The sequence below is a fragment of the Streptomyces sp. NPDC126497 genome, from assembly GCF_040302425.1.
Lineage (GTDB): Bacteria > Actinomycetota > Actinomycetes > Streptomycetales > Streptomycetaceae > Streptomyces.
The window spans coordinates 1-9010 of the sequence record NZ_JBEORT010000159.1 but is presented as its reverse complement, the minus strand read 5'-3'; the positions used below and the strand labels follow the sequence as shown (position 1 = coordinate 9010).

The following is a 9010-nucleotide window of genomic DNA, read 5'->3' as shown; positions in this document are numbered from 1 at the left end:
GGGTGCGTGATGTACGGGTCGCCGCTCTTGCGCTTCTGGCCGCGGTGCCAGCGCTCGGCGACCTGGTAGGCGCGCTCGATCTGGCGGAGCGTGGCAGCGGTTCGATACGGATGTTGCGGTAGCGCACCGCGTTCCCGTGGTCCTGCAGCCGGATCGCCCCGGCCGCGGGGCCCTCGGGCGCTCCGCCGCCGGTCGGGCCGTCGATCGCGACGTCGTCGTGGACCTTCCTGCCGTTCCACACCACGGTGACTCGCGCGTCGGCCGTCTTGTTCCCCTCGGCGTCGTAGCGCGCCGCGTGGAAGACGACGTCGTACGACTGCCAGGTCCCGGGCGCTCGGGCGGCGTTCACATCGGGGGCCTTCTTCAGATAGATCGCTCCCGCTTCGTCGGTGTCGAGCGTGGTGTCGCCGTGGGAGTCCAGGATCTGGAGCTCATAGCGGTCCTGGAGGTAGACACCGCTGTTGGCGCGGTCCTGGCCGGTCACGTCCGGGGGCAGTTCCGGCAGCCGGTACTCCACGTGCAGCTTGAAGTCGTCATAGCTGTTCTTGGTACGGATGTCCCCGCAGCAGACCTCCATCGCGCCGTCGGTGACGGGCCACTGGACCGGCCGCCCGTCGGTGTGCTGCCACCGGTCGAGGCCGTCACCGTCGAACAGGCCGACCGGCGCGCCGTGCCGGTCGACACTGAGGAGGTCGAGGTTGACGTGGCCGGTGTCGCCCTCGTCGTACCGGTAGGCGACGCTGTTGTGCCCGGCGCGCAGTCCCAGGGCCTCGGTCTGCGTCGACCAGGTGTCCCAGTCACCGGTACTGCGGAACTCGGTCTGCTTCACCTTCTTGCCGTTGAGGTACAGGGAGAGGGACTTGGTGCCCCGGAAGGGGTTCGGTCCGTTGGAGTAGCGCAGCCCCAGGTCGTACGTTCCGCTCCGGTCCACCTGGACGTCGAAGGTGGTGGTGGCGCCCTGCGTGCCGTAGCGGTCGACGAAGCCGCTGCCGGAGTAGCCCCGGTGGTCGGTGTTGATCCCGGCCGCGCCGGTGAGGGCCGCCTCCTCGGCCTCGTACAGCGGGCCCGGTGCGGGGCGCCCGCCCGGCATGGCGTTGAGGGTGTACCAGGCCTCCGTGCTCCACAGGGTCTCGCCGGACGCCGAGCTGAACGGGCGCGGGGAGCGGACGTGCACGACGCGGCCCGGCTTGAGTCCTTCGACCGCCAGGGTCACCTTCCTGCGGTCCCGCGACAGCTCGGCCGAGGTCACCTCCAGGGTCTCCTCGGCGATCTTCGGGCCGCCGTAGTCGCGCGTCGGGGTGTAGCGCCACTGCTCGGCCTCGTAGTGGCTGACAAGGTTGTCAGCGGTCTCCTCGGAGAGCGGCTGGGTGTACTCCAGCTCGAAGCCGCCCTTCCTCACCCGCATGGCCTGGATGTCGAAGGTGTTGCCGCCGTTCGGCGTCAGCTTCTGGAGGCCGTACCTGAGCTTGCCCTCCTGGCCCCAGTTGCCGTCCGCGCCCAGACCGCCCGCGTAGATCGCGCCGTCGGGGCCCATGGTGATCCGGTTGACGCCGGCTTCGAGGCCCTGGGTGAAGCGGAAGACGGCGCCCTGGTACTGGCCCTCGACCTTCTCCAGGTAGGCGCGCTGGAGACCGCCGTAGGTGACGTCGCCGAACAGCATCTGCCCCTTGAACCTGCCCTTGGTCAGCTGGAGCGGGGTGCTGGGCGAGTTGGCGATCTCGTTCTGCGGGAGCCAGAGCACCGGCTGGGTCACCGGCTCGGAGTCGAAGGGGCCCGCGGGGTTGGTGTAGTGGTTGAAGAAGCGGTCCTGCTTGATGTGGACGAGCTTCGACGAGGGGAGCCAGCCGCCCTGGTTGTCGGTGGCGAAGAGGTCGCCGCCGGGGCCCCAGCCGATGCCGTTCGGGGTGCGCAGGCCGCCGGCGATGTAACTCACCTTGCCGGTCTTCCTGTCGACCTTGACGGTCGCGCCCCGGCCGGGTGCGGGCTGCGGGTCCGTGGTGGCGCCGCCGTAATTGATGGCGACCGACAGGTTCAGGTAGAAGTGGCCCTTGCGGTACAGCAGTCCGAAGGCGAACTCGTGGAAGTTGCCGCCGTGGGGCCAGGTGGCGATCGTCTTGAACTCGTCCATGACGCCGTCGCCGTCGCTGTCGCCCAGCTCCGTCAGTTCGTGCTTCTGGGAGACGAAGATGGTCCCGTCGACGACCTTGAGGCCCATCGGCTCCTTGAGGCCCTCGGCGATCCTCGTGGCCTTCACCTTGTCCGGGCCGGTGGTGCCGGTGACCTCGTCCATGACGTAGACCTCGCCGGCGGTGGTGTCGGTGCCGCCCCAGGTGCTCACCACCAGACGGCCGTCGGGCAGCCAGTCCATGCCGGTGACCTGCGGTTCGAAGCCCTCGGGGCGCAGGTCGGTGAGGGTGTGGTCGGGGCGCACCGAGGTGAGCGGGAGGCCGTCGCCGGGTGAGTCCCTGACGCCCTCGCACTCCTTGCGGCCCGGTGCGGTGACCCGGACCACGCCGGCGTCGGTGCTCAGCGCCGCGTTCGGCACGGTCGCGAAGTCGCTCGCGTCCGGTGGCCGCCAGGCCAGGCTGAGCACCTGGTCGCCGCCGCGCTCGAAGTGGTCGATGCGCAACGCGTGCATGCCCTCGGTGAGTTGGACGGTGCCGTCCTTGGGCTCGGCGCCGTGCAACCCGTCGTGGTCGATGACCGGCCGGTCGTCGATCAGCAGCCGTGAGCCGTCGTCACTGGTCAGCCGGAAGGTGTACGAACCGTCGGCCGGCACATGGATGTTGCCGGTGACCTGGGTGACGAAGTTGTCGCCGAACCCGCCGAAGTCGCCGGTCGTGCTCCAGTCGACGGTCGGCATCAGCTTGTCGACGTTGGGGGTCTGTCCGGGCTTGAGCGCGCAGATCTTCTCGAGCGGAACCTGGACGTCGAAGACGCGCAGGGTGACTCCGGGCTCCTGGGGCGGCACGTCGGCCCGCGGTGCGGAGTCCGGCCGGGCCGATGCCGGGTGGGCTCCCCAGAGCCCACCCGCGACGAACGCGCCGACGAGCAGTCCCGTCAGGGATCTTCGGGCGCGCCGGTACAGCCGTGTTTCCATGCTTCCTCCTGCTGAGTCGACCGGAGGGCCGGATAACTCCGGTGCCGAAGGGGCCAAACGCCAACGGTGGCGGCCGACACGCTAGGAGACTTCTGCTCAACCCGTCCATACTTTGTCATCGATGAGTTCAAAGTCCTTCCCCTGGGCAGCATTCATCGATGTGACGGGTGCGCTGTGGACCGGTGCGCGGTTACGAGGAGGGCGGGAGGCGGTAGACGGACACGTGGGAAGGGGACTCGGCGGTGAACGCGGCACCGCCCCAGTCCGCATGCCTGGACTCCAGCTCGAAACCGGCCAGCTGGGCCATGAGGTCGAGTTCGGCCGGCCAGATGTAGCGGTGGGGGCTGCGGAACAGCCGTGCCTGCCGGCTGTCGTCGAAGTGGAAGTGGTGCGACACCAGGTGCTGGCGCAGGGTGTCGTAGGTGTCCAGGCCGATGTACCCGGACTCGGCCCCCCAGACCATGGCCACCTGGCCCGGTGGGAGCTTGCGCAGCTCGGGGACCCCGAGTTCGACCACGAACCGCCCGCCGGGGCCGAGGTGGCGGGCCGCGTTGCGGAAGCACGCGACCTGCTCCGCCTGGGAGAGCAGATTGGAGATGGTGTTGTAGACGAGGTAGACCAGGGTGTACTCCCCCGGCGCGACGGTGGTCGCCATGTCGCCGATGATCACGGGGATCGTGGCCTCGTCCGCCTTGGTCCGCAGTCGCTCGGCCATCGCCGGGGAGAGTTCGATGCCGGTGACGGGGACTCCGCGCCCGGCGAGCGGGACGGCCACCCGGCCCGTGCCGACGGCGAATTCCAGGGCCGCCCCGTCTCCGGCGAGCCGGGCGAGGCGGTCCACGGTCGGCTCCAGCACCTCGGGGGCGAACATTCCGGTGCCGGGCGTGTCGTAGCGCCGGGCCGCGTCCTCGTCCCAGATTCCCTCTTGTCCCATTCCCTCAACGCTGCTCGTCGGCCCCGGGATTGTCCAGCGGATTACCTCAGGGCTTGCGGGCGAGACCACCGTGCTCGCCGATCGGCTCCGGGGCCGGGGTGTCGCCGTCCGGGCGCCAGAGCGGGACGGGGACGACACCGGGGTCGACCAGGTCCAGGCCCTCGAAGTACGCCGTGATCTGGTCGACGGTACGCAGGTGGTAGGGCGCCGCGCCGCTCTCGTTGTAGGCGTCCTGGGCCTGCTCGAAGACGGGGTCGATGCCCCGGGAGCCGTCGTTGACGGAGAGGTGGCTGCCGGACGGCAGCGCCGCCATCAGCCGGGTGACGACGGAACGCGCCCGGTCGTAGTCGGCGATGTGGCCCAGGATGTTGCTGAGGATGAGCGCGGTGGGCCGCTCGAGGTCCAGCGTCTCGGCGGCGACCTCCAGGATGCGGTCCGGGTCCAGGATGTCGGCGTCCACGTACGCGGTCGCCCCCTCCGGTGTGGAGTAGAGCAGGGCGCGGGCGTGGGCCAGGACCATCGGGTCGTTGTCGACGTAGACGATCCGGGACTCGGGGGCGATCCGCTGGGCGACCTGGTGGGTGTTGTCGGCCGTCGGCAGTCCGGTCCCGATGTCCAGGAACTGCCGGATGCCGGCCTCGCCCGCCAGGTAGGTGATGGTGCGGCGCAGGAAGGCACGGCTGCTGCGGGCGATGGTGACGATCCCGGGGAAGACGGCGGTGTAGGCGTCGCCGGCCTCCTCGTCGACGGGGTAGTTGTCCTTCCCGCCCAGCCAGTAGTTCCAGATCCGGGCCGAGTGCGGCACCGAGGTGTCGATCTTCTGCTGCGCTGATCCGGGCGCCGCGGCGGGGTCGGTCATGAGTACCGTCCGTAGTCGTTGGGGAGCTGTTCTGGCCAACGCATAATCCACGGTCCCACAGCTCGCCGACGCGGGCTCTCCGGCGGGGGGACACCGGGCGGCTTCGCGCCGCGCGGCCCGGCGGCCACTGGTTCCTCGCCCCGCCGCCTCCCCCTCCCCTCCCCGTCCTTCAGGGGGCGCTGCCCCTCTGGCCCCGGACGCGCGGGTGGGCGGGTGGTTGCCCGCGCAGTTCCCCGCGCCCCTGCGGGAGCGCGGGGAACTGCGCACGGGGGTCCGGGAGCACCCCCCGCGGGACGGGAAGGGGTGGCGGGGGCGAGTACCGCCTCCGGCAGCGGACGGGCGGCGGGACGCGCCGCAGTTCGTGCACCTGTCTTGCCGAGCGGGCGGGTCGGCCGGGTCGGCTCCGGCCCGCGGCTCAGCCGAGTTCCACCAGCAGGTCGCCGCCCTCCACCTGCTGGATCCGGTTGATCGCCAGTCTGGTGACCGTGCCGGACCTCGGGGCGGTGATCGCGGCCTCCATCTTCATGGCCTCGATGGTCGCCACGGTCGCGCCGGCCGCCACCTCGTCGCCCTCGGCGACCGAGAGGGTCACCACACCGGCGAAGGGGGCCGCGACGTGACCGGGGTGGGCGCGGTCGGCCTTCTCGGTGACCGGGACGTCGGAGGCCGCCGCCCGGTCGCGGACCTGGATCGGTCGCAGCTGGCCGTTCAGGGTGGACATCACGGTGCGCATGCCCCGCTCGTCGGCGTCGCCCACCGCCTGCAGTTCGATGAGCAGCCGCACACCGGGATCGAGGTCGACGCTGTACTCCGTGCCGGGACGCAGCCCGTAGAAGAAGTCCTTGCTGTCCAGCACGCTGGTGTCACCGAAGGACCGGCGGTGCGTCTCGAACTCCCGGGTGGGGCCGGGGAAGAGGAGGCGGTTGAGGGTCGGCCGGCGGTCCTTCGCCAGCCCGGCGCGGTCCTCGGCGGTCAGCTCCTGGACCGGCTTGGGCTCGGCCCGGCCGCGCAGGGCCTTGCTGCGGAACGGTTCGGGCCAGCCGCCGGGCGGGGTGCCCAGCTCACCGCGGAGGAAGCCGATCACGGAGTCCGGGATGTCGAACCGGTTCGGTTCCTCCTCGAAGTCCTCCGGGGAGACGCCCGCGCCCACCAGGTGCAGTGCCAGGTCGCCGACCACCTTCGACGAGGGCGTGACCTTCACCAGGCGGCCCAGCATCCGGTCGGCGGCGGCGTACATCGCCTCGATGTCCTCGAAGCGGTCGCCGAGGCCCAGCGCGATCGCCTGGGTGCGCAGGTTGGAGAGCTGGCCGCCGGGGATCTCGTGGTGGTAGACGCGGCCGGTCGGCGAGGCCGGACCCGCCTCGAAGGGGGCGTAGACCTTGCGTACGCTCTCCCAGTAGGGCTCCAGGTCGCCGACGGCCGTCAGGTCCAGCCCGGTGGGGCGCTCGGAGTGGTCGGTCGCGGCGACGATCGCCGACAGGGAGGGCTGGGAGGTGGTGCCCGCCATGGAGGCCACCGCCCCGTCGACCGCGTCGGCGCCGGCCCGGACCGCGGCGAGGTAGGTGGCGAGCTGGCCGCCGGCGGTGTCGTGGGTGTGCAGGTGCACCGGCAGGTCGAACTCCCGGCGCAGCGCCGACACCAGCGTCGCCGCCGCGGGCGCCCGCAGCAGTCCGGCCATGTCCTTGACGGCCAGGACGTGCGCGCCCGCCTCCACGATCTGCTCGGCCAGCCGCAGGTAGTAGTCCAGGGTGTAGAGCCGCTCGGAGGGGTCGGACAGGTCGGCGGTGTAGCACAGGGCCACCTCGGCGACGGCGGTGCCGGTCTCGCGCACGGCGTCGATGGCGGGCCGCATCTGGGAGACGTCGTTGAGCGCGTCGAAGATGCGGAAGATGTCGATGCCGGTCGCCGCCGCCTCCTGGACGAAGGCGTCGGTCACCTCGGTCGGGTACGGGGTGTAGCCCACGGTGTTGCGGCCGCGCAGCAGCATCTGCAGGCAGATGTTGGGCACGGCCTCCCGCAGGGCGGCCAGTCGCTCCCACGGGTCCTCGGCGAGGAAGCGCAGGGCCACGTCGTAGGTGGCGCCGCCCCAGCACTCCAGGGAGAGCAGTCCGGGCAGGGTGTGCGCCACCACCGGGGCGACGGCGAGCAGGTCCTTGGTGCGCACCCGGGTGGCGAGCAGCGACTGGTGGGCGTCGCGGAAGGTGGTGTCGGTGACGCCGAGGGCCGGCGACGCGCGCAGCCGGCGGGCGAACCCGTCCGGGCCCAGTTCGGCGAGCCGCTGCCGGGAGCCGGCCGGGGGTTCGCCGGCGGGCAGCGGCGGCAGCTTGGTGAGCGGGTCGACCAGCTGGGGCCGCTCGCCGTGCGGCTTGTTCACCGTGACGTCGGCGAGGTAGGTGAGCAGCTTGGTGCCGCGGTCTGCGGAGTGGCGGGCGGTGAGCAGCTCGGGCCGCTGCTCGATGAACGAGGTCGTGACGCGGCCGGCCCGGAAGTCCGGATCGTCCAGGACCGCCTGCAGGAAGGGGATGTTGGTGGCGACGCCGCGGATGCGGAACTCGGCCACCGCACGCCGGGCCCGGCCCACCGCGGCGCCGAAGTCCCGTCCCCGGCAGGTGAGTTTCACCAGCATCGAGTCGAAGTGGGCGCTGATCTCCGTACCGGCGTGGGTGGTTCCGCCGTCCAGGCGGATGCCGGAACCGCCGGGCGAGCGGTAGGCGCTGATCCGGCCGGTGTCCGGGCGGAAGCCGTTGGCCGGGTCCTCGGTGGTGATGCGGCACTGCAGTGCGGCGCCCCGCAGGGTGACGGTGTCCTGGGAGAGACCGAGGTCGGCGAGGGTCTCGCCGGCGGCGATGCGCAGCTGCGCCTGCACCAGGTCGACGTCGGTGACCTCCTCGGTCACCGTGTGCTCGACCTGGATGCGCGGGTTCATCTCGATGAAGACGTGGTTGCCGTCCCGGTCGAGGAGGAACTCCACCGTGCCGGCGTTGCGGTAGCCGATCCGCCGGGCGAAGTTCACGGCGTCGGCGCAGATGCGGTCGCGCAGCCCCGGGTCGAGGTTCGGCGCGGGCGCGAGTTCGATCACCTTCTGGTGGCGGCGCTGCACCGAGCAGTCCCGCTCGAACAGGTGGATGACGTCGCCCTGTCCGTCGGCGAGGATCTGCACCTCGATGTGGCGGGGTTCGACGACGGCCTTCTCCAGGAACACCGTGGGGTCGCCGAACGCGGACGCCGCCTCCCTGGAGGCCGCCTCGACGGCCTCCCTCAGCTGGGCGGGCTCCTCGACGCGGCGCATCCCGCGCCCGCCGCCGCCGGCGACCGCCTTGACGAACACGGGGAAGCCGATGCCGTCGGCGGCGGCGACGAGTTCGTCGACGTCCGTGGAGGGCGCCGAGGAGCCGAGCACGGGGACGCCGGCCTCGCGGGCGGCGGCCACCGCACGGGCCTTGTTCCCGGTCAGTTCCAGGATCCGGGCGCCGGGCCCGACGAAGGTGATGCCGGCCTCTTCGCAGGCCCTGGCCAGTTCGGGGTTCTCGGACAGGAATCCGTAGCCCGGGTAGACGGCGTCGGCGTCCGCCCGGCGGGCCGCGCGGACGATCTCCTCGACGGAGAGGTAGGCCCGTACCGGGTGCCCCGGCTCGCCGATCTCGTACGCCTCGTCCGCCTTCAGCCGGTGCAGCGAGTTGCGGTCCTCGTGCGGGAAGACAGCAACGGTCCGGGCGCCCAGTTCGTAGCCCGCGCGGAACGCCCGGATCGCGATCTCGCCGCGGTTGGCGACCAGCACCTTGCGGAACATGCTCGATCCCTTCAGCCTGCCGGTGACGAGACCATCGTGTCGGCGGCGGGCCCGGTACGCCATGTGAGCCGGGCCACTCACCTCCGGCCCGGCGGCGATGTGAGGGGGCACGGGAGGGGACGTTTCCCCCGGGGCTCCCGCGGCCCCTCGTACGAACCGGCGGAGCACCGCGCCGTGATCGTGAGCAGCGTGTCCGGTGCGTCGGCGCCGGTCCCGTCCGCGGCGGCCGCGCCGGCCTTCGCCGCCCGTCGGCGCCACCGGAAGGGGGCGGCGTGGCGTCGGGCCCGGTCGGCGAGCGTGCGCGGTGGGCGGCCGGTGACGTCCTCC

4 protein-coding genes are annotated in these 9010 nt (G+C 71.9%); all 4 read right to left on the bottom strand.

The window, feature by feature from the left end; genetic code table 11:
• Window positions 1-3100 (bottom strand): 3-keto-alpha-glucoside-1,2-lyase-like domain-containing protein (locus tag ABTY20_RS34045; RefSeq protein ID WP_352001012.1); only part of this gene is annotated, 3100 nt, incomplete at its 3' end.
• Window positions 3101-3290: 190 nt separating this feature from the next.
• A complete protein-coding gene (locus ABTY20_RS34040; protein WP_352001011.1) occupies window positions 3291-4034 on the bottom strand; it encodes a class I SAM-dependent DNA methyltransferase in 744 nt (247 codons plus the stop codon).
• A 46-nt stretch (window positions 4035-4080) separates the two neighbouring features.
• Complete coding sequence (locus ABTY20_RS34035) at window positions 4081-4893, bottom strand: SAM-dependent methyltransferase (protein WP_352001010.1); 813 nt, start codon at window positions 4891-4893, stop codon at window positions 4081-4083.
• Window positions 4894-5308: 415 nt separating this feature from the next.
• Window positions 5309-8683, bottom strand: a complete 3375-nt coding sequence (locus ABTY20_RS34030) for a pyruvate carboxylase (RefSeq protein ID WP_352001009.1) — start codon at window positions 8681-8683, stop codon at window positions 5309-5311.
• Window positions 8684-9010 lie beyond the last annotated feature (327 nt).